This is a genomic window from Microbacterium sp. LWH10-1.2 (genome assembly GCF_038397765.1).
Lineage (GTDB): Bacteria > Actinomycetota > Actinomycetes > Actinomycetales > Microbacteriaceae > Microbacterium > Microbacterium natoriense.
This window is the reverse complement of the sequence record NZ_CP151638.1, coordinates 170074-191256: the sequence shown is the minus strand read 5'-3', so window position 1 is coordinate 191256 and position 21183 is coordinate 170074. Positions and strand designations below refer to the sequence as shown.

Below are 21183 nucleotides of genomic sequence, written 5' to 3'. Positions count from 1 at the left end.
AGATGCGCATCGCGGCGCACGGAGAGGTGGACGATGAATCTCGAAGGACAGGTCCAGGCGTACGCCGACCGACTCGGACGACCCATCATCGTGTTCGACGTCGACTTCAACGTCATCGCCTTCAGCGTGCACGACCGCGACGTCGACCACGCCAGGCTGGCGATCATCCTCGCGCACAAGGGCTCCTCCCGTGCGCGCGAGTCGATCCGCGAGTACCGCGTCGGCCACGCCGACGGCCCCGTCCGCATCCCCCCGATGGACGGCGGTCTGACCAGGCACGTCGCCCCCGTGCGGCACGACGGACATCTCGTCGGCTACGTCTCCTCGACGATCCCCGAGGAGACACCAGACGAAGAGCTCGCCGAAGACGACGTCATCCGCTCCTCCCGCGACCGCATCGGCGTGACCCTCGCCGCGATGGCTCTCGGCAACAGGGAGGACGAGGACCGCGCACTCCGACTCCTCACCGCCCTCCTCGACGGCGACGCCGAGCAGCGCACGAGGGCCGCCGACGAGCTGCTCACGGGCGGCCTCATCTCCCCCGTGCCGCACTACACCGTGATCACGATCTCGGCGTCGCCGACCGTCGATCCGGGCTCGGCCGCCCTGCGGCTCGTGCTCGACCGGGCGCTCTCCGGCATCCCCGTCTTCCCCACCCTGAAGGCCGTCGGCACGGTGGTCGACGGCGAGGCCGTGCTCGTCGTCCCCTACGAGATCGACCACGAGCGCCTCACCGCCCTCCTCGCGCAGCCGGCGTTCACCGGCCTTCGCGCAGGGGTCGGCGGCGCGCACGCACCACTCGCCGAGGCGCACCGCTCCCGACGCGAAGCGCGCATCGCCGCACGAGGGGCCGCGATCGATCCGACCAGGGGACGCGTCGTGCACTGGAGCGACCTCGGACTCGACAGGGTGCTGCTGCAGCTCCCGCTGGAGAAGCTCGCGCTCGGCGACCTCCCCGAGCCGGTGCAGCGCATCCTCGACGCGCAGTCCGGTCCCGATCTCGCCCAGACACTGGAGGCCTACCTCGACTTCGGCTGCGACGCGCAGCGCACCGCCCAGGAGCTGCACGTGCACCGCAGCACGCTGTACTACCGCCTCGACCGCGTCCGCGCCATCGCCGACGTCGATCTCGCCGACGGCTTCGTCCGCCGCGAACTGCACACCGCCCTGCGAGTGGCGACGCTCGCCGGGCTCCGCTGACCCCATCCGCACGCCCCACCCGGCGACCGCCGGGGGAAGGAACCAGACATGAACGCCCTCCTCACCACCGTCAGCGCCGACCCCGCCCTCGGCCGCCCGATCCTCGACGCCGCCACCCGCGAGGTCGTCGGCCACGCCCCGGTGCAGACCGTCGCCGATCTTGACGCGGCGATCGCCGCGGCATCCGCAGCGCAGCCCGCCTGGGCCGCCCTCGGGCATGCCGAGCGCGCGCGGCTCATGCGCCTCGCCGCCGACGACATCGACGCGCACGCCGACGAGCTCGGCGAGATCATCACGCACGAGCAGGGCAAGGTCGCCGGAGCCGGAGAGGCGCACGGCGCGGCGCACTGGCTTCGTGGCGCGGCGGACACCGTGCTCGAACCGCAGCAGCTGGGCGCGGGGGCCGAGCTGCACTACGTGCCTCTCGGCGTCGTCGCCTCGATCGGTCCGTGGAACTTCCCGGTCATGATCGCGGTGTGGCACCTCGCCCCCGCGATGCGGATGGGCAACACCGTGGTCATCAAGCCCTCGGAGAACACCCCGCTCAGCGTCCTCGCCCTCGTCGAGATCCTGAACCGCCACCTTCCGGCCGGGGTCGTCACGGCGGTCTCCGGCGATCGCGAGGTGGGAGCCGCCCTCGCCTCGCACCCCGACATCGCGAAGATCGTCTTCACCGGATCGACCGCCACCGGGCGGCGCATCGTCGAGAGCTCCGCGGCGAACCTCGCACGCCTCACCCTGGAGCTCGGCGGCAATGACGCGGGCATCGTGCTGCCGGGAACGGATGTCGAGGCCGTCGCCGACACCCTGTTCTGGGGCGCGTTCATGAACACCGGGCAGGTGTGCGCCGCCCTCAAGCGCCTCTACGTGCACGACTCCGTGTACGACGAGACCGTCGCCGCCCTCGCCGCCAGGGCCGAGGCGGCGCCGATCGGCTCGGGCCATGACAAGTCGAACAGGCTCGGCCCTGTGCAGAACCCCGCGCAGTTCGACATCGTCGCGCGACTCGTCGACGACGCCCGCGACCGCGGAGCCCGCATCGTCACCGGCGGCGAACCCGCACCCGAGCTCGGGCCGCTCTTCTACCGCCCGACCATCGTCGCCGACATCGACGACGATGCCGCGGTCGTCGCCGAGGAGCAGTTCGGCCCGGTGCTCCCCGTCATCCGCTACTCCGACGTGGACGACGCGATCCGCCGCGCCAACGGCACCGAGCAGGGACTCGGCGCCTCGGTCTGGGGAGCGGATGCGGATGCCGCCACGGCGGTCGCCGAGCGCCTCGACGCCGGCACCGTGTGGATCAACCAGCACGGCGGCGTCGACCCGTCCATCCCCTTCGGCGGCACGAAGGCCTCGGGCTACGGCCTCGAGTTCGGCGTCGAGGGGCTGAAGGCGATGGCCGCGACGAAGGTCATCCGCCGCTGACCCCTCCACCCCTCGTTAGCGGAGCCCCCGCGGGTCGTTGAGCGAGCGCAGCGAGACGAAACGCGGCGAGATGCGCACGACCTCAGCCCATACGCGCACCGTGAGGCGTTTCGTCTCGGTCGCTGCGCTCCCTCGCTCAACGAGCGGAAAGGGGTGCCCGGTCGTTGAGCGAGCGCAGCGAGACGAAACGTCTCAGCCGGCCGCGCGGGTGCGGCGGCTCCAGCCCACGACGGCGTCGATTCCGCCCTCGACGAAGGCCATGCGTTTCGCATGACTCCAGCCCTGGATCCGCTTCTCCCAGGCGAACGCCTCGTCGACCCGCGCGAACTCCTCACTCCAGAGCATCTCCACGGGAAGCCGCCGCCGCGTGTACGCGCTCCCCTGACCCGCTTGATGCTGTGCCAGCCGCCGATCGAGATCGATCGTGCTGCCCACGTAGAGCGTCCCGTCAGAGCACCGGAGGATGTACTCGTAACCCATGCCCGGACGGTACGCGGCCCCTCCGACATCGCCTTCTTCCATCGGTCGTTGAGCGAGCGCAGCGAGACGAAAAGCGGTGAGGTATGCACGATCTCAGGTCACGCGCACCGTGAGGCGTTTCGTCTCGGTCGCTGCGCTCCCTTACCCAACGACCGAAGGGGAGCGCGTCTCAGCGCGCGGCGACCGCGCCGCGGAGGAGATCCCACAGCTCGACGGATGCCGCGGCATCCGCGCCCTCGCCGCGCCACGCCACGTGCTGGTCCTGCCGCACGAGCGTGAGCGGGAAGCGGTACTCGGCGGGAGCGGTGGACCCGTCGACGACGGCGAACGGGATGCCTCGACGCTCCGCCTCAGCGGCGAGCGCGGCGCCGTCGGCGCCCGGCCGGGCGACGAGCGTGTAGCCGCTGGTGAGCAGGTCGTAGAACGAGGTCCCGTCGGCGAGGCGGAAGTGCGGGGCACGGCATCCGGGCACGGTCGACGGCGTGTACGTGCCCATCGAGTACCCGGGGGCCTCCTCGTCGTCGTAGTCGATGATCGGCGAGGCGTCGTAGACGTAGCCGTAGTTGAGCCCCGCGGCGGCGAACTGCGGCTCGTTCAGCGCATGCACGGCAGCGCCGAAGGACGCCCGCGCCGCGGCGCCCTCCTCCGTGTCATCCTCCAGGGCGTCGGGCAGCGAGGGCTTCGCGAGCTTCTGCTGGTGGTTCATCGCGAAGTGCGAGACCTGCTCGGTGATCGGGCGGCGCTCGGCCTCGTACGCGTCGAGGATGCCGGCATCCGCCCATCCGTTCAGGTGCGCGCCGAGCGCCCACGTGAGGTTGAGAACGTCGGCGATCCCGGCGTTCATGCCGAAGCCGGCGAACGGCACCCACAGGTGCGTGGCGTCTCCGGCGAGGAACACGCGGCGGTCGCGGAACCGGTCGGCGAGCAGGCGCCGCGCCACCCAGTCCTCCTTCGAGACGGCCTCGTACGCGAAGTCCTCGTCGACGCCGAGGATCGCGCGGATCGCGGCATCCCTGTCCACCGATCCCTCCGCTGCGGCCTCGTCGGGCGACAGGTACGTGTGCACGAGGAAGGTCTCGCGACCGTCGATCGCGTACACGTGGCCGAGGCGGCGCGCGTTGAAGGTGTAGTACCCCCAGGCGCGCGGCTCGTCCGCGGTCATGCGCGCGTACAGGTCGGCGGAGCGGATGCAGGTGGACTGCACGTGCTGCAGCACCGGGTCGCCGCTGAGCGTCGCGCCGATCTGCTTGCGCACGTTCGAGCGTCCGCCGTCGGCGCCGATGAGGTGGCGTCCGCGGAGGGTGCGCTCGTTCGCGCCGTCGAGGTCGGAGACGACGATCGACACGGACTCCTCGTCCTGGGAGAGCGTGTGGAACAGGGTCCGGTTGAGCAGCGTGACACCGGGGGCGTCCGCCGCGTGCCGCGCGAGGATCGGCTCCAGGAAGGTCTGGTTGATGCGGTGCGGGGGTTCGGGGGTGTTCCACGAGGTGTCGGGCCCGATGGTCGACGTGTACCGCTCTCCGCTCGCGGGGATCGGGATGCGGGCGAGCTCGCGCCCCGTGAGGGCGGTGCGGAAGGCAACGTCCTGCGGGTAGTCGGCGGGGAGCCCGGCCGCGCGGACCTCGGCGGCGAGGCCGAGGCGGCGGAGGGCCTCCATGGTGCGCGAGGCGACGTGGTTGCACTTCACGTTCGGCGGTTCGAGGTACTCGCGCTGCTCGACGACGATCACCGAGACGCCGCGGGCCGACAGGTCGAGGGCGGCAACGAGGCCGACGGGGCCCGCTCCGATGATGAGGACGTCGGCGTCCAGTTCCTGGGTCATGTTCTCCCTCTCGGGCCGGGGTGACCGGCGCGCTCTCAGGCCGGGGTGATGGGCGCGCCGAGGCGCCGGAAGTCGTACACGTCGAGGGTCAGCTCGCCCTCGCGGAGGCGCGCCATGTAGGCGTCCTCCTTCTCCGCGCGCTCTCGGGATGCCGCGAGCACCTCGTCGTAGCGGTCGACCGGGAGGGCGATGACGCCGTCGCGGTCGGCGACGATCACGTCGCCGCGGCGGATGACGCGACCGCGCAGCGTGATCGGCAGCCCGACCGTTCCCGGCCACTGCTTGATCGTGCCGCGGATGGAGATCGCGGTGCTGAACGCGGGGAACCCGAGCGCGGCGAGCTGCACGGTGTCGCGCACGCCGCCGTCGATCACCAGCCCACGGATGCCGCGCGCCTGCGCCGCGACCGCCATGACCTCCCCCCAGTAGCCGAAGGGGGCTCCCCCGCCGTCGACCACGAGCACGTCGCCGTCGCCGGCGGCCTCGATGCCGTGGTGCAGTGCGAGGTTGTCGCCCGCCTGGGCCGAGACGGGCACGGCCCTGCCGACGAGCTGCGCGCCGTCCCACGCCGGGCGGAACGCCGCGTCGAGGAAGCAGTCGCTGCGCGAGGCCTCGTACAGGGTGGCGGTGCCGAGGCGCAGCAGCTCTGCGGCATCCGCGTCCGGATCGATCACTGCTCGGCCCGCTGCAGGTCGTGATAGCCGAACCGCGCCCGCGCCTCGGCGATCGAGGCGCCGCCGAGGGCCGCGGCGAGGATGGACTCCTCGCGGGCGTGGATCATCTCCGCGGTCTCCAGCACGGCGTCCTCGATGTCCTGCGGGATCGCGACGACGCCGTCCGAGTCGCCGATCAGGATGTCGCCCGGCCGCACGGTGACCCCGCCGATCGTGACGGGTCCCTGCTCCTCGGCGACCTCGACCCGGTCCTTGCCGGTGCGCATGAAGCGCCCGCGGCTGTAGATCGGATAGCCGATCGACAGGGCGCGGTGCGTGTCGCGGCAGACGCCCTCGATCACGGTGCCGGAGATGCCGCGGTGGTGCGCGACGGCGGTGAGGATGTCGCCCCACACCGTGCAGTCCACGCGTCCGTCGTTGTCGAGCACGACGACCTGCCCCGGCTCGACCTGGTCGATGAAGTCGCCGACGGTGCCGGCGGGCACCTGCGCGCTGACGTAGCGGACGGTGAAGGCGCGACCGGTCATGCGCTGGCCGTCGGTCAGGGGCGCGATGCCGAGCAGGCTGCCGGGGCGCGCGTGCCGGTCGAGCGCGTCGGAGACGGTGGCGGTGCCGAGGGCGGCGAACCGCTCGATGAGGGTGTCGGTCATTCTTCTCACTCCGCGGTGACGGTGGGGAACTGGGAGTCGTGCATGACCTCGCTCACGTCGCGGCCGCTGCGCACGGCATCCGCCATGCGCGCCTCGCGGTCGACGATGCGCTGGGCGAGGGGGATCACGCGCTCGGCGTCGGATGCCGTGACGAACACGACCCCGTTGACGTCGGCGATCACGTAGTCGAACGAGGCCACGGGGACTCCGGCGACCTGGATGCGCTCGTCCATCGCCTGCTGCACGATGCGGCCGCGCGCGCTCACGGGCACGGACGCGCGGGCGAAGACCGGGAGCCCGAGGGCCTCGCTCTCCTGCACATCACGGCAGGCGCCGTCGACGATCACCCCGGCGACGCCGCGCTGCACGGCGGCCTCCGCGAGGAGACCGCCCCAGCACGACACGTCCGTACGGGCGTGGTTGTCGATCACGACGATGTCATCGGGTTCGGCGATGGCGACGAGCGGGGTGGCGATGTGGGTCGCCGGCCCCGCCGCGGCCTTGGGCGCGGCGGTCACCGTGCGCACCCGACCGGCGACCGTGCGGCCCGCCGGCCACATCGGATGCAGCGGCGTCACCGCCCCCGGCAGCCCCAGGGTGTCCAGGGCATCCGAGACGGCGCAGCTGTCGAGCTTCCGCAGCGCCGCGACGATCTCCGAGGATGCGGTCATCTCAGGCGCGCTCCCAGGTCAGGAACCCCATGGCGTTGCCGGTGCCCGCCTCGGTGCGGTAGCAGGGCTCGTAGTCGACGCGCGTGACGTTCAGCCCGACCTCGTCGGCGATGCCGGCGACGGCGATCCAGTTGCGCAGCTCGGACGCGCCCGACATCATCTCGCCGGCGGGGACCGACGTCAGGTAGTCGGCGTCGTGGTCCTTCATGGCCTGGATGAACTCGCCGTCGAGCTTCTCGTCGATCACGAAGTGACTGAGGCCGCCCGAGGCGACGACGCCCACACGGAGGTCGCCGGGGAACGACTGGATGGCGCGGCCGACGGCGCGGCCGAAGTCGTAGCAGCGCTTGGCGCTCGGCGGGTTCGGCTCCCAGAAGGTGTTGATGAAGATCGGCACCATCGGGATCGTGGACTCCTGGCCCATGAAGCGCTGGTAGATGAAGCCGAAGCCGTGCGGGATCGTGTGGTTCTCGTAGCGGCCCGCGGGGATCACCTCGGTGGCGCCGGTGTCGAAGTCGTCTGCCTGCGTGGACTGGATGATGTGCTTGCCGAGACCGCGGTGGGTCGGACGCATGACGGTGCGGTCGGGCACATCGCCCAGGGCCGCCTCGGCGAGACCGGGCGCCATCTCATCGAGCTGCGCCTGCGTGTAGGGCACGTGCGCGACCTCGTCGCCCCAGAAGACCGAGAACGGCGCGAGCCACTCGTCTCCGTAGGTCTCCTTGTGGTCGCTGGAGATGATGACGAGCACGTCGACCTGCTGCTCGTGGATGAAGCGCGACAGGTCGTCCATCGACGCCTGGCAGCTGTCCCATCGGCGCTGCATCACGTCGTGCGTGATCTCGGCGGAGAAGTCCTCGCGGAGTGCCGCGAGCTCCTCGAAGGAGTAGGTGCCTCCGCGGAACTTGAGTCCCTTGCTGCGGCGGTCGGCGGTGCCGCGCGTCTCCCAGGCCGCGGGCGGCGCGGCCTTCAGCTGCGGTCCGTGCGAGGTGCCGAATCCGGCGACGATCTCGGTCATGAGGGATCCCTTCTCGAAGTGCGGATGCTCAGAGCCGGAAGAGGCTGCGGGCGTTGTTCTCGAGCACGTCGGCTCGACGGTCGGCGTCGAGCCACTCGATATCGTCGATGAGCAGATGGATGTCGTCGAACCAGCGACCGGTCGCGGGGTCGATCTGCGAACCGGTGCCCGGCTTCTCCGAGCCGAACAGCACGCGGTCGGTGCCGACGGCCTTCATGAGCAGCTCCAGGCTGTCCTGCGTGTAGAGGCAGGAGTCGAAGTAGAAGTTGCGGAGCTTGTCGAGGTACGAGACCCCCGTGCGCACCACAGAGGGGAGGAAGCGGCCCATCTGGTACGGGATCGCCCCACCGCCGTGCGCGACGATGACCTTGAGGTCGGGGAAGTCCGCGAACACGTTCGCCTGGATCATGCTCCAGACCGAGACCGTCTCCTCCTGGATGAAGTGCAGGCTGTACGGCTCGCGAGCAGGGTACTTGCACCCGGCCGAGTGCAGCAGCATCGGGACGTCGAGCTCGCACAGCGCCTCGTACAGCGGGTACCAGTAGCGCTCGCCCATCGCCGGCGGCACCTCGGTGCCCTCGTACGGGTCGGAGTTGACCATGGCGCCGACGAAGCCGAGATCGGTGACCGCGCGGCGCAGTTCGGGCAGCCACTGCTCGACCGTGAGGTACGGGCTCTGCGGGATGCCGGCGATGCCGCGGAACCGTCCGGGGAACAGCTCGGTGGTGCGGTGGATGATGTTGTTCGTCTCGGCCGTGAACCACTCGACGATCTTCGTCGGACGCTCCGAGTGCATGGCGTGGAACGGGCGCGGCGACAGCAGCTGCAGGTCGATGCCCGCACCGTTGATGTGGTCGAGGTGGGAGACGTGACCGAAGCTCGGGTGCGGCGCGTGATACGAGGCGATGAGCTCGTCGTCGCTGATCACAGGGGGCTTGCCGCCGTGCGATCCGCGGGCCGCCAGCAGCGACGCCTTCCACGCGTAGTAGGAATCCGGGGCGGTCATGTGGCCGTGGACGTCGATGATCACGGGGGCTCCTTCAGAAGGGTGGTGCGGGTTCGCGTCGCGCTTCCGACGCTACGGAAGCGGCGAGCGGCGGGGATCGGCGGTCTGCGGGAAACTCCTCCGCGGCGGTCCGACACGGTGTCGGATCGCCCCGGAAGGCTCAGCGCACGAGGACGTCGGCCGCGGCGCGGATGCGGCGCAGATAGGGCTCGGCGGGGTCGTCGGCGGGGGCATCGCCACCGCGGAGGATCACGGCGAGCGCGGACGAGAGGGCGGATGCCGCGTCCTCGGGAAGAGCCGACGCACGCCACGCGACCTTGCGGTCGGGCCGCACGAGGAGGGCGCCGTCAGCGTCGACCTGCCGGGCGACGGCCCAGCCCTCGTCGGCGTCGTCGACGACGGCGACGGTGATCGGCATGCTCGCCTCGACGGCGGCCACGGCATCCGTCCACCGCTCAGCGGCGGATGCCGAGGTGAGCAGCGTCAAGCCGACGGGGGCGATCAGGTCGTGCGAGGAGACCCGCTCACGCCCCGCGAGCCACACGTGCGGGAGGTGGTGCCCAGGGCGCGATGTCGCGTGGAACGTCACCGGATCCGACGGGTCGCCGGGCACGGGGGTGCCGTCGGGCACGAGCGCCCCCGCCCAGTAGTGGTACCCGGCCTCGACGCCCAGCTGGCTGTAGTCGTGGGCGTTGTGCCCGACCTCCGCGGCCACGCGCTCGCGCATCGCCACCCCCTCGGGGGTGTCGCTCACGAAGACCTCGAGGCTGCGGAAACCCTCGGCCTCGTCGTCGGTGAAGCCCAGGGCCTCGGCGATCGGAGGATGCCGGTTCGCGTTCTCGAGCGAGTGCGCCGTGTACCAGGCGACCGTGGGCCTCCGCTCGGCCTGATAGCTGTCGAGCAGAGCATCCGTCGCCTGACCGTCGAGCACCGCTGCCAGCTTCCAGCACAGGTTCTGCGCGTCCTGGATGCCGCTGTTGAGGCCGAGCCCGCCGGTCGGAGGATGCTTGTGCGCGGCGTCGCCGGCGAGGAACACGCGCCCCTCGCGGAAGCGCTTCGCGACGAGCGCGTCGTAGCTCCAGCGCGTCATCGAGTGCATGGTGATCTCGTGATCGTCGGCGAGGCCGAGCATGCGGCGGATCGACGCGAACAGCGCCGCCTCGTCGTCGGGGTCGCCCTCGACCATCCAGGCGGCGACGGAGACCAGCCACTCCTCCGCGTCGCGGTTGTAGTGGGTAGGGCCGAGTGCCTGGATCGTGCCCCGGCGGCGCGCTCCCCCGGCGGGGTGCATGAAGTGGCCGAGCAGCGCATCGGGCTCCGACCACGCGGAGAGGTCCATGCTGACGTGGTAGTTGACGACCTCGCGCATGTCGCGCGGGCCCTCCATCTCGACGCCGAGCAGGGCCGCACTGTCGCGCCCGCCGTCCGCCGCGATGACGTAGCGGGCGCGCACGGTGCGCAGCTCCCCCGATTCCAGATCGCGGACCGAGACGACGGCGGCATCCGCATCCTGCTCGATGCCGACGACCTCCTGCCTGCTGCGGATGCGACCGGGGGCCGCGGCCACGGCGTGGCGGTGGATGAGAGGGTCCAGTCGCAGCTGCGGCATGTTGGCGAAGGCCCGGGGGCTCGAGGAGCGGTAGCGCTCGGCATCCGGTCCGCCGCCCCAGGCGGGGACCTCGCCGATCTTCATGCCGTCGAAGCGTCCGGGGCCGGTCGCGGTCGTGTACCAGACGGCCTTGCGCCAGCGGTCGTGCGTGGGGGTGGCGGCGTAGATGTCGTCGGCCACGTGCATGTCGTGGAACGCCTCCATGGTGCGCGGGTTGAGCAGGTGCGCGCGGGGAAAGCGGAACACGAAGTCGCGGCGCTCGACGAGCAGCACGTCGATGCCGCGCTGGGCGAGCAGGATCGCGCACGACATGCCCACGGGGCCGCCGCCCATGATCAGGACCTCGACGGAGTCGGGCCAGGCGTCGTCGCCGAGCGGCGACAGCGGGGCACGGGGGCTCTTGACGGATGCGGACACGGACTCCTCCTCGACTGCGGGAATCCCAGGCTAGATTTCGCGGAATCCCGCCCGATACGTGACCGCGGCGCGAAAGTCGGGCCCGGACTCCGACACGATGTCGCACATCCGTCCCCTCGGTCGTCGAGCGCGCGCGCCCGGTCGTTGAGCGAGCGCACCCCCACGGTCGTCGAGCGAGCGCAGCCCCACGGTCGTTGAGCGAGCGCAGCGAGACGAAACACCCCTCTCAGGAACGACGGAAGAGGGCGAGTCGACCCCCTCGGCGCGACTCGCCCTCTCCGTCCGCAGACCGGGTCTCAGTCTGAGATCGTCGGGACCGTCACCCACTGCCAGTAGGTGAACTCGTCCAGGTTCCAGTGGCCGCCGTGCCGCCCGCCGTTGCCGGAGGCGCCGATCCCGCCCATGGGGATGTGCGCGGCGTCGTAGATCGTCTGCCCGTTGAGCGCGACCATGCCGGCGCGCAGCCGGGAGGCGAAGCCGAGACCGCGGGCGATGTCGCGCGTGTGGATCGCGGCGGAGAGGCCGTAGTCGCTCGCGTTCGCGAGGGCCAGTGCCTCCGCCTCCGTGGCGAACCGGGTCACCGGCGCGACGGGGCCGAAGATCTCGCTCTGGAACGCCGCGTTCGCGGCATCCACTCCGTCCAGCACCGTCGGGGCGAAGAAGACGCCCTCGTGGGTGCCGCCGTGCACGACCCGCGCGCCGTCGGCGACGGCCTGGTCGACGATGCCCTGCACGCGCTCCGCCTGGGCGGTGGTGATGAGCGGACCGAGGGTCGTTCCGTCGGTGAGCGGGTCGCCGAGGCGCAGGGCGGATGCCGCGGCCCGCAGCCGCTCGACGTACTCGTCGGCGATGCTCTCGTGCACGAGGTGCCGACCGGTCGCCATGCAGATCTGCCCCTGGTGCCGGAAGGAGCCGCCGATGCCGCTGGCGACGGCCAGGTCGAGGTCGGCATCCGCCATCACGATGAACGCGTTGTTGCCGCCGAGCTCCAGGATGACCCGCTTGAGCAGGCCGCCGGCGACCTCGCCGACCCGGCGGCCGGCGGCGGACGACCCGGTGAAGGAGATGACGTTCGTGTGCGGGGAGCGCACGACGGCCTCGCCGGTCTCGGGTCCGCCGGGGAGGATGTGCAGGATGCCGTCCGGCAGCCCCGCCCTCTCGAAGATCTCGGCCATCACGGCGCCGCCCGAGAACGCGGTCTTGACGTCGGGCTTCACGATCACGGCGTTGCCGAGGGCGATCGCCGGTGCCACGGAACGGATCGCGAGCATGAGCGGGGCGTTCCACGGCGCGATCACGCCGACCACCCCGACGGGGATGCGGCGGGCGATGCCGAGGGTCGTGGGGTCGTCGACGGGGAGCACGTCGCCCTGCGACATCGTCACCAGGCTCGCGGCCTCGACGAGCTCGTCGATCGCCTTGCTCACCTCGTGGCTGGCCTTGCTCGGCAGGGAGCCGCTCTCGCGCACGAGCAGGTGCTCGACGTCGGCGCGGATCTCGCGCAGCGCCTCGGCGGCACGGCTGAGCACGCCCGCTCTGACGCGGTACGACGACCGCGCCCACTCGCGCTGCGCGTCGACGGCGAGGAGACCTGCGCGCTCGACATCCGCCTCGTCGGCGATGCCCACGGTGCCGACGGGCAGGCCGTCGCCGGGAGAGATCACCGACGCCGTGCCGCCGCCGGGCTCGCGCCAGCCGCCGGAGAAGATGCGTCCGTCCGCTGCGCGCGGTTCCCAGTGCGCCATCGCACCCTCCTGCTCGATCGAGGTCCCTGCGATGCTAGCCGCTGGCCGACGCCGCGACTTCCACCCTCCGCACGAATCCGGCCCCCGCCCGCACGACACGGTGTCGCACACCTCTCGTCTGGCCCGTCCGCCCGGGGTCCGCCCCTCGAACACGGCTACCCCTCCCGGGCACGGTTCCACCTCGTGAGCACGGTTCCACCTCGTGAGCACAGTTTCGGACCCGGCATCCGACACGCCGCGTCCACAGACCCGACACCGGCGTGTCACCGCCGCACTCCGAAGCTATGCCCGGCGCCGCACTCCGAAACCGCGCCCGGTGCCGCACTCCGAAACCGTGACCGATGCCGCAGATCCACGGGCCGTCCCGGGGACGACGAAGGGGCGGATGCCGCAGCATCCGCCCCTTCGTTCATCGGGAGGTCACTCCCCGCTGGCGACCGCCAGGTCGGGGGTGGCCGTGATCTCGCCGCCGGTGGTCACACCGACCGCGACCTTCTCGCCGCGCGGGCCGTGCTCGAACTGGAACTCGCCGTCCGCGGCATCCACCTTGACGTGGTCACCGGAGTTGAGCTCGCCGTGCAGGATCTTCTCCGACAGACGGTCCTCGATCTCGTGCTGCATCGCGCGACGCAGCGGACGGGCGCCGAGGGCCGGGTCGAAGCCGATCTCGATGAGACGCTCCTTCGCGGCCTGCGACAGCTCGATCGTCATGTCGCGGTCGAGCAGCCGCTCGCCGAGGCGCTTGGTGAACAGATCGACGATCTGCACCAGCTCCTCCTTGTTGAGCTGCGGGAACACGATGATGTCGTCGACGCGGTTCAGGAACTCGGGCTTGAAGTGACGCTTCAGCTCCTCGTTGACCTTGCCCTTCATGCGCTCGTAGGTCGTGGCGTTGCTGCCCTCGATCTGGAAGCCGACGGGACCGCCCGCGATGTCGCGTGCACCGAGGTTGGTGGTCATGATGATGACCGTGTTCTTGAAGTCCACGATCCGACCCTGACCGTCGGTGAGGCGACCCTCTTCGAGGATCTGCAGGAGCGAGTTGAAGATGTCCGGGTGGGCCTTCTCGATCTCGTCGAACAGGACCACGCTGAACGGCTTGCGACGCACCTTCTCGGTGAGCTGGCCGCCCTCTTCGAATCCGACGAACCCGGGAGGGGCTCCGAACAGACGCGAGACGGTGTGCTTCTCGCCGAACTCGCTCATGTCGAGCGAGATCAGGGCGGCTTCGTCGTCGAACAGGAACTCGGCGAGTGCCTTGGCGAGCTCGGTCTTTCCGACGCCCGTGGGGCCGGCGAAGATGAACGAGCCGGAGGGACGCTTCGGGTCCTTGAGGCCGGCGCGCTGGCGGCGGATCGTCTTGGAGAGGGCGGCGATCGCCTCCTCCTGACCGATGACGCGCTGGTGCAGGGCCTTCTCCATGAAGACGAGACGCGAGGACTCCTCTTCGGTGAGCTTGAAGACGGGGATGCCGGTGGCCTGTGCGAGCACCTCGGCGATCAGGCCCTCGTCGACGACCGCAGAGGTCGCGACGTCACCCGAACGCCACTGCTTCTCGAGGCGCAGGCGCTCCGCGAGGAGGCTCTTCTCCTCGTCGCGCAGCGAGGCCGCCTTCTCGAAGTCCTGCTCCTCGGAGGCCAGCTCCTTCTGCTCGCGGACAGCGGCGATCTTCTCGTCGAACTCGCGCAGCTCGGGCGGCGACGACAGGATGCTGAGGCGCAGACGCGCGCCGGCCTCGTCGATCAGGTCGATCGCCTTGTCGGGCAGGAAGCGGTCGGACACGTAGCGGTCGGCGAGGTTCGCCGCGGCCACGAGTGCGCCGTCGGTGATCTGCACCTTGTGGTGCGCCTCGTAGCGGTCGCGCAGACCCTTGAGGATGTTGATCGTGTGCGGCAGCGTCGGCTCGTTGACCTGCACCGGCTGGAAGCGGCGCTCGAGCGCTGCATCCTTCTCGAAGTGCTTGCGGTATTCGTCGAGCGTGGTGGCGCCGATGGTCTGGAGCTCTCCACGGGCGAGGAGCGGCTTGAGGATCGACGCGGCGTCGATCGCGCCCTCGGCGGCACCCGCACCCACGAGGGTGTGGATCTCGTCGATGAAGACGATGATGTCGCCGCGCGTGCGGATCTCCTTGGTGACCTTCTTCAGGCGCTCCTCGAAGTCGCCGCGGTAGCGGGAACCGGCGATGAGCGAGCCGAGGTCGAGCGAGTAGAGCTGCTTGTCCTTCAGCGTCTCGGGGACATCGCCCTTGACGATGGCCTGCGCCAGTCCCTCGACGACGGCGGTCTTGCCGACGCCGGGCTCGCCGATGAGGACGGGGTTGTTCTTGGAGCGACGAGAGAGGATCTGCATGACCCGCTCCGCCTCCTTCTCGCGCCCGATGACCGGGTCGAGCTTGTTGTCGCGCGCGGCCTGCGTGAGGTTGCGGCCGAACTGGTCGAGCACCGCCGACCCGCCCTGGGCGCTGGCCTGCGAGTCGTTGGTCTGCGCGCCGACGGCGGCGGGCTCACGACCGGGGGCGCCCGACAGCAGCTGGATGACCTGCTGGCGCACCTTGTTCAGGTCGGCGCCGAGCTTGACGAGCACCTGAGCGGCGACGCCCTCGCCCTCGCGGATGAGGCCGAGCAGGATGTGCTCGGTGCCGATGTAGTTGTGGCCGAGCTGCAGAGCCTCGCGGAGGCTGAGCTCGAGCACCTTCTTGGCGCGCGGCGTGAACGGGATGTGCCCGGTCGGCTGCTGCTGACCCTGGCCGATGATGTCCTGGACCTGCTCGCGGACGGCGTCAAGGGAGATGCCCAGGCTTTCGAGCGCCTTGGCGGCGACGCCCTCGCCCTCGTGGATGAGGCCGAGCAGGATGTGCTCGGTGCCGATGTAGTTGTGGTTGAGCATCTTCGCCTCTTCTTGGGCGAGGACGACCACTCGACGGGCTCGGTCCGTGAATCTCTCGAACATGCTGTGACTCCTTATTCGCACGGGGCGAAGACGCGTGAAGCGCTTGTACATCGAGAGTAACCACCACATCGAGCCGGTATGCCCGTGTTCGCCGTGGGCATACCGCCCGTGGCGGTCGGTGACGGGGCGGAGCGGATGCCGTCGCGCGGGGCGTCCGTTGACGGGAGGACCAGCATCCGATACCTTAACGAAAATCGATAATATCGATAATCGTTATGGCGGGAGGGTGTCCCGCCGGGCGCAGAGAGGGCTGGTCTGATGACGTTCACCGCGGAGAATCTGGGCGCGGGTCTGCTGACCCTGCTCATCGGCTTCCTGATCGTCGGAGCGGTCGTCGCGATGAGCGTCGCGAGCTCCCACCGCCGGCGCCGCAAAACCCTCGTCCTCGACGTGGTCGACCGGCTCAGCCTCGGCTGGGTCTTCCTGTGCGGGGTCGGCGTGCTCCTCGCCGTCTTCCAGGCGCTCACCATGAAGACGATCTCCCTCGACCAGCCGGTGCTCGACCGTGCGAAGGCCTCCACGCCGGACAACTGCGACTTCGCTGGCGCCGAAGGTGGGACGGAGCTGGACTGCTACGGCGCCGTGGTGAACCCGCCCGTGGGCGCGCAGATACTGATGCTCATCTCCGGTGTGCTGCTGCTGGTCTGCTCCGCCTCGATCGCATGGGCGATCCACGTGGCCGCGCAGCGCGCCGCGCTCGGCGCCCCGTTCGACGCGACCGTCCCCCGGGTCTTCGTCGCGACTGCGATCATCGTCATGACGACGGCGGTGATCGGCGGCATCCTCCGCCAGGTCGGGATGACCGTCGCCGCACAGGCTCTACCGCAGACGGACGACGCCTTCATCCCCTTCGAGTTCAGCGTGCCGGTCTGGCCCTTCGCCGTGGGCGTCGGATGCTTCGCCCTCGCCGCGATCTTCCGCCACGGCAGTCGACTGCAGGGCGAGAAGGAGCAGCTGGAGAAGGAGACGGAGGGGCTGGTGTGACCCCGGCCGAGAGCGACGACGAGTTCACCGGCATCCACTGCCGACTCGATGAGCTGCTCGCCGATCGCGGCATGACCCTCACCGAGCTGAGCGCGCAGGTCGGCGTCAGCATCGTCAACCTGTCGGTCCTCAAGAACGACCGTGCACGCGCCATCCGCTACTCGACGCTGCGGGCGATCTGCGAGGCGCTGCAGTGCGAGGTCGGCGAGCTGCTCGTGATGGCCTGAGTCACACCGCCGGCTGCTGCGGGACGACGGGCGGTGCGGGCGGCGCCCCCACCGGCTCCACCACCACGGCCGTCCCGTAGGCGCAGATCTCGCTGAAGGTGCCGATCGACCCGGCGTCGAAGCGCATGGCGACGATCGCGTTGCCGCCGCGCTGCTGCGCCTCGGCCCACATGCGGCTCATCACGACCTGGCGGCTCTCGTACATCATCTGCGTGTACTCGGGGATCTCCCCGCCGCCGAGCGCCCGGAAACCCGCCGTGAACCCCTGGCCGAAGTCGGTCGAGCGGACCGTGATGCCCATGACCTCTCCGAGCACGTTGGTGATGCGGTAGCCGGGGATGTCGTTCGTCGTCACCATGAACATGACCACATGGTGCCACAGGCGCCGCCCCCGGGGTATGGGCAGTTCTCTCCGCCCGCCGCCCTCTGATCCGGCGCCGGAACGCGTACGGTGGAGGCCATGAATCCGGACCGGAAGTTGCGCACCCCCGCACGCGTGCTGATGGCGCTGCCCGTCGCCGCCCTCGCCCTCTCCCTCGCCGCCTGCGGTGCGAGCCGACCGACCGAGAAGCAGTTGACCGACGGACTGATCGACTACTACACCTCGCAGAGCATGAGCGATCAGGTGAACGCGGATGCCGCGGCCTGCTTCGCCGGCTACCTGCTGGATTCGAAGCTCAGCAACGAGACCCTCAGTTACATCGCGCAGGGCAAGGACCAGGCGTCCAGCGTCGAGGACCGCGACCTCACCGTCAAGATCCTCAAGGACAACTTCGAGGAGTGCACGACCTGACTCGGGCACGACGGATGCCGCCGGCATCCGTCATGCTTCGTCACATCCACCCAGGGAATTCACAGGCGCTCATAGCGTTGAGGCTATGGCGTGCACTCGGCACGCAGTCATTCCTGGAGTCCCCCCACATGAGCACCACCGCCCGCGCCGCGAAGGCGCCCGACACCCGCGGTCCCGTACGGAAGCTGCTGACCTCGTTCGGCTTCCAGATCATCGCCGCCCTCGTCCTCGGCATCGTCGCAGGCCTCGTCGCCCGCAACCTCGGCGCCACCGCCGAGGCGCCAAACGGCCTCTCCGCGACCCTCGACACGATCGGCGGCTCGTACGTGACGCTGCTGCGCGCCGCCGTCATCCCGCTGATCTTCACCGCGATCGTCGCGAGCATCTCGAACCTGCGCCGCGTGCAGAACGCCGCGCGCCTGGCGGGGCAGACGCTCCTCTGGTTCGCCTACACGGCGTTCATCGCCGTGGTGATCGGCATCGGCCTCGGCCTCATCATCCAGCCCGGTTCCCGCGCGGGCGAGGGCCTGCAGGAGGGCGACCCGTACACGGTCGGCACCTGGTGGAACTTCCTCACAGGCCTCATCCCGCAGAACTTCCTCGGCCTCACCGTGAGCACCTCGGTCGACGCGGAGTCGGGCAGCGCGACGTCCAGCATCGGCTTCAACGTGCTGCAGATCATCGTCGTCGCCGTGGCCGTGGGCATCGCCGCGCTCAAGGCGGGCAAGAAGGCAGAGCCCTTCCTCGCCTTCACCGAGTCGCTGCTCAAGGTCATCCAGCGCGTGCTGTGGTGGATCATCCGCATCGCCCCGCTCGGCACCTTCGGCCTCATCGGCGCCGCCGTCGTCAAGTACGGCTGGGAGAAGCTGGCCTCGCTCGGCTGGTTCGCCATCGCGATCTACATCGGCCTCGCCCTCGTGCTCTTCGTGGTCTACCCGATCATCGTCAAGACCAACGGCCTGTCGATCAGGCAGTACTTCTCGGGCGTGTGGCCGGCCGTGCAGCTGGCCTTCGTCAGCCGCTCGTCGATCGGCACCCTCCCGCTCACCGAGCGCGTGACCGAGCGCAACCTCGGCGTGCCGCGCTCCTACGCGTCCTTCGCCGTGCCGCTGGGTGCGACCACCAAGATGGACGGCTGCGCCGCGATCTACCCGGCCATCGCCGCGATCTTCGTGGCGCAGTTCTTCGGCATCCAGCTGGAGTGGTGGCAGTACATCATGATCATCGTCGTCTCGGTGGTGGGCTCGGCCGCGACCGCAGGGACCACCGGCGCCATCGTGATGCTCACGCTGACGCTCTCCACGCTCGGCCTGCCGCTCGCCGGCGTCGGCCTGCTCATCGCGATCGACCCGATCCTCGACATGGGACGCACCGCGGTGAACGTCGCCGGTCAGGCGCTCGTGCCGACCATCGTCGCCAAGCGCGAGGGCATCCTCGACGAGGAGCTCTACAACGCGCCGCGCGAGGGCCTGCCCTTCGCCGACGACTCGGGCGACGACTCCCCCGAGGCGGACGCCGCGTCGGACAAGCAGCCGGTCGCCGCGAGCTGACCGCTCGCCCACCGCACGCGAGAGCGCCCCATCCCGTCCGCGGGGTGGGGCGCTCTCGCGTCTGAGCGGTTCACAACTCCTCACGAACCGCAGACCACGCAAGCGCCCGCCCCAGAACCACAGGGCCGTCCTCGGGCGCGAACCCGTTCTTTGAGGAGTTGTGAACGGGAAGAGCGGATGCCGCCGCGCTACCGCTCCTGCTGGCGCATCGCGCCGCGGGTGTCGAGCGCCAGCTCCTCGGCATCCATCGCCGCGAGCAGCTCGCGCATGACCTCCTCGTCGAGGTTGCCGGCGTCGCGCTCGGCGAGAACGATCTCCCGACGCACGTGCAGCCACCCCCTGAACAGGGAGACGAGGTCCTCGTACGAGGGGCGGGCCGCGGCATCCTCCACCTGCTGCGCCTCATCGGCGTCCTTCTCCACGCGGGTCATCCGCTTGGCGAAGGCGTCGAAGACGCTGAGGTCGAGGGAGCCGTGCTTCGCCTCCCACTCCACGCGCTTGGCGGCGATGAACTCCTTGCCCGCCTCGCGGGTCTTCGCCTGCACGGCGGCGAGCGCCTGCGCGTCCTCCTCGTGCTCCGAGTCGCTCCCGATGCCGAGGCGCCGGATCAGCACCGGCAGCGTGAGCCCCTGCAGCAGGAGCGTGCCGACGGTGACGATGAAGGCGACGACGACGATCGCGTGCGAGGCCTCGGGGGCGAGCGTCGCGAGGTCGGCCGCCGCGAGGGCGGTCGCCAGCGTGACGACGCCGCGCATGCCCGCCCAGGAGATGACGGCGTTGTCCTTCCAGGTGAGCTGGAGCCCCGCCATCCGCTCCTTCACGATCTGCTCCCGCAGCTCATCGGGATCCTGATCGCGCCACCGCCGCGAGCGGCCTCGCCGCTTCTCGAACTCGCCGGACTCGACCCCGCGGTCCCACCGCTCGAGGCGTTTGCGGTCGAGGCGGTTCGCCCACGCGTTCGCGGGGTACACGTAGAGCGGACGCACCAGCAGCACGACCACCAGCACCGCCGCCGACAGCCACAGGATGTGTCCGACAGACTCTCCGCTGAGGTCTCGAAGCACACGGGGGAACTGCAGCCCGATGTAGGCGAACACGAAGCTCTCCAGCAGCAGGTCGGCCGAGAGCCACAGGGGCTTCTCCTGCTGCCGCGTGGTGTAGTCGGTGCGCGGGGCGTTGAAGCCGACGTAGATGCCCATCGCCACGACGGCGAGCACGCCGGAACCACCGAGGTGCTCCGCGATCGCGTACGCGCCGAACGGGGCGAGCAGCCCGAAGGTGCCGATCACGACCGCGTCGTCGATCCGCATCCGCAGCTGGTGCAGCACGATGCCGAAGATCAGGCCGATGACGACGCCGACCGCGACGGCGACGATGAACTGCCAGATGCCGTCCCACACGGTGATGGTGACGGTGGCGCTGACGAGGAGCGAGGCGAACACCCGGTACAGGGTGAGCGAGGTGGCGTCGTTGATGAGGCTCTCGCCGGAGAGCACGTTCATGATGCGCCGGGGCAGTCCGAGCTTGCGGCCGATCGCCGCGGCCGACACCGCGTCGGGCGGGGCGACGATCGCGCCGAGCAGCAGCGCGCCAGGAAGGGTCAGCGAGGGCAGGATCAGCCACGCCACCGCGCCGACCGCGAGCGTCGTGAGCAGCACGAGCCAGATCCCGAGGCGCTGGATCTGCGGCAGGCTGCGCTTGAAGCCCACGAACGAGACATCGAGCGCCGCCGAGTACAGCAGCGGCGGCAGCACGAGGTTCAGCAGCAGGTGGCCGTCGGTCTGCAGATCGGGGACGAACGGGAGGAAGGATGCCGCGAGCGCGACCACCGTGACCAGCAGCGGCGCCGGCCACCCCCGCCATCGCGCGATCGCCGCCACGACGACGCTGCCGACGAGGATGTAGAAGAATTCGACGCCCATGCCCACCACGGTACTGGGAGGAAGGACCGTCGTCGTGGAGG

General features: G+C 70.3%; 18 protein-coding genes. 6 read left to right on the top strand and 12 right to left on the bottom strand.

The annotated features are described in order from the left end of the window. The first annotated feature begins 33 nt into the window (after positions 1 to 33). Positions 34 to 1200 (top strand): helix-turn-helix domain-containing protein, encoded by a 1167-nt coding sequence (locus tag MRBLWH10_RS00775; RefSeq protein WP_341941283.1) that lies wholly within the window; start codon positions 34 to 36, stop codon positions 1198 to 1200. A 48-nt stretch (positions 1201 to 1248) separates the two neighbouring features. Beyond that, a complete protein-coding gene (locus tag MRBLWH10_RS00770) occupies positions 1249 to 2625 on the top strand; it encodes an aldehyde dehydrogenase family protein (RefSeq protein ID WP_341941282.1) in 1377 nt (458 codons plus the stop codon). A gap of 192 nt (positions 2626 to 2817) precedes the next feature. Here the strand turns inward: MRBLWH10_RS00770 and MRBLWH10_RS00765 are convergent, their stop codons facing one another. The 10 genes from MRBLWH10_RS00765 to MRBLWH10_RS00720 form a co-directional block, all read right to left on the bottom strand. Further along, complete coding sequence (locus MRBLWH10_RS00765) at positions 2818 to 3105, bottom strand: GIY-YIG nuclease family protein (RefSeq protein WP_341941281.1); 288 nt, start codon at positions 3103 to 3105, stop codon at positions 2818 to 2820. 169 nt (positions 3106 to 3274) lie between these two features. Then, positions 3275 to 4927 carry an FAD-dependent oxidoreductase gene (locus MRBLWH10_RS00760; protein WP_341941280.1) on the bottom strand — a complete coding sequence of 551 codons (1653 nt, stop codon included), beginning with the start codon at positions 4925 to 4927 and terminating at the stop codon, positions 3275 to 3277. Positions 4928 to 4962: 35 nt separating this feature from the next. Beyond that, the gene (locus MRBLWH10_RS00755; RefSeq protein WP_341941279.1) at positions 4963 to 5601 is read right to left on the bottom strand and encodes a 4-carboxy-4-hydroxy-2-oxoadipate aldolase/oxaloacetate decarboxylase; all 639 of its coding nucleotides are present in this window, start codon (positions 5599 to 5601) and stop codon (positions 4963 to 4965) included. Next, on the bottom strand, positions 5598 to 6251 hold the full coding sequence (locus MRBLWH10_RS00750) for an RraA family protein (protein ID WP_341941278.1): 654 nt from the start codon (positions 6249 to 6251) through the stop codon (positions 5598 to 5600). The genes MRBLWH10_RS00755 and MRBLWH10_RS00750 overlap by 4 nt, the downstream gene beginning before the upstream one ends. Before the next feature lie 5 nt (positions 6252 to 6256). Beyond that, positions 6257 to 6922, bottom strand: a complete 666-nt coding sequence (locus MRBLWH10_RS00745) for a 4-carboxy-4-hydroxy-2-oxoadipate aldolase/oxaloacetate decarboxylase (RefSeq protein WP_341941277.1) — start codon at positions 6920 to 6922, stop codon at positions 6257 to 6259. 1 nt (position 6923) lies between these two features. Continuing rightward, on the bottom strand, positions 6924 to 7940 hold the full coding sequence (locus MRBLWH10_RS00740) for a hypothetical protein (RefSeq protein WP_341941276.1): 1017 nt from the start codon (positions 7938 to 7940) through the stop codon (positions 6924 to 6926). Positions 7941 to 7968: 28 nt separating this feature from the next. Further along, positions 7969 to 8970, bottom strand: a complete 1002-nt coding sequence (locus MRBLWH10_RS00735) for an amidohydrolase family protein (protein ID WP_341941275.1) — start codon at positions 8968 to 8970, stop codon at positions 7969 to 7971. A gap of 136 nt (positions 8971 to 9106) precedes the next feature. Then, a complete protein-coding gene (locus tag MRBLWH10_RS00730) occupies positions 9107 to 10972 on the bottom strand; it encodes an FAD-dependent monooxygenase (protein ID WP_341941274.1) in 1866 nt (621 codons plus the stop codon). A gap of 296 nt (positions 10973 to 11268) precedes the next feature. Further along, the gene (locus MRBLWH10_RS00725; RefSeq protein ID WP_341941273.1) at positions 11269 to 12717 is read right to left on the bottom strand and encodes an aldehyde dehydrogenase family protein; all 1449 of its coding nucleotides are present in this window, start codon (positions 12715 to 12717) and stop codon (positions 11269 to 11271) included. Between the two features lie 420 nt (positions 12718 to 13137). Then, positions 13138 to 15666 carry an ATP-dependent Clp protease ATP-binding subunit gene (locus MRBLWH10_RS00720; RefSeq protein ID WP_105672917.1) on the bottom strand — a complete coding sequence of 843 codons (2529 nt, stop codon included), beginning with the start codon at positions 15664 to 15666 and terminating at the stop codon, positions 13138 to 13140. Positions 15667 to 15924: 258 nt separating this feature from the next. Here MRBLWH10_RS00720 and MRBLWH10_RS00715 point away from each other — a divergent pair, with 258 nt between their 5' ends. Together MRBLWH10_RS00715 and MRBLWH10_RS00710 are read left to right on the top strand one after the other, a co-directional pair. Beyond that, entirely contained in the window at positions 15925 to 16650 is a 726-nt protein-coding gene (locus MRBLWH10_RS00715) for a hypothetical protein (RefSeq protein ID WP_341941272.1), read from the top strand. Next, the gene (locus tag MRBLWH10_RS00710; RefSeq protein WP_341941271.1) at positions 16647 to 16877 is read left to right on the top strand and encodes a helix-turn-helix transcriptional regulator; all 231 of its coding nucleotides are present in this window, start codon (positions 16647 to 16649) and stop codon (positions 16875 to 16877) included. Before MRBLWH10_RS00715 ends, MRBLWH10_RS00710 begins: the two co-directional genes overlap by 4 nt. Before the next feature lies 1 nt (position 16878). Here the strand turns inward: MRBLWH10_RS00710 and MRBLWH10_RS00705 are convergent, their stop codons facing one another. Next, positions 16879 to 17241, bottom strand: coding sequence for a YbjQ family protein (locus tag MRBLWH10_RS00705; RefSeq protein WP_105672944.1), 363 nt, complete (start codon positions 17239 to 17241; stop codon positions 16879 to 16881). A 96-nt stretch (positions 17242 to 17337) separates the two neighbouring features. On the opposite strand from MRBLWH10_RS00705, the gene MRBLWH10_RS00700 reads away from it, so the two are divergent. Both MRBLWH10_RS00700 and MRBLWH10_RS00695 read left to right on the top strand, forming a co-directional pair. Continuing rightward, complete coding sequence (locus MRBLWH10_RS00700) at positions 17338 to 17670, top strand: hypothetical protein (RefSeq protein WP_105672920.1); 333 nt, start codon at positions 17338 to 17340, stop codon at positions 17668 to 17670. 128 nt (positions 17671 to 17798) lie between these two features. Beyond that, positions 17799 to 19220, top strand: coding sequence for a dicarboxylate/amino acid:cation symporter (locus MRBLWH10_RS00695; protein ID WP_341941270.1), 1422 nt, complete (start codon positions 17799 to 17801; stop codon positions 19218 to 19220). A gap of 188 nt (positions 19221 to 19408) precedes the next feature. Here the strand turns inward: MRBLWH10_RS00695 and MRBLWH10_RS00690 are convergent, their stop codons facing one another. Further along, positions 19409 to 21142, bottom strand: coding sequence for a sodium:proton antiporter (locus MRBLWH10_RS00690; RefSeq protein ID WP_341941269.1), 1734 nt, complete (start codon positions 21140 to 21142; stop codon positions 19409 to 19411). Positions 21143 to 21183 lie beyond the last annotated feature (41 nt).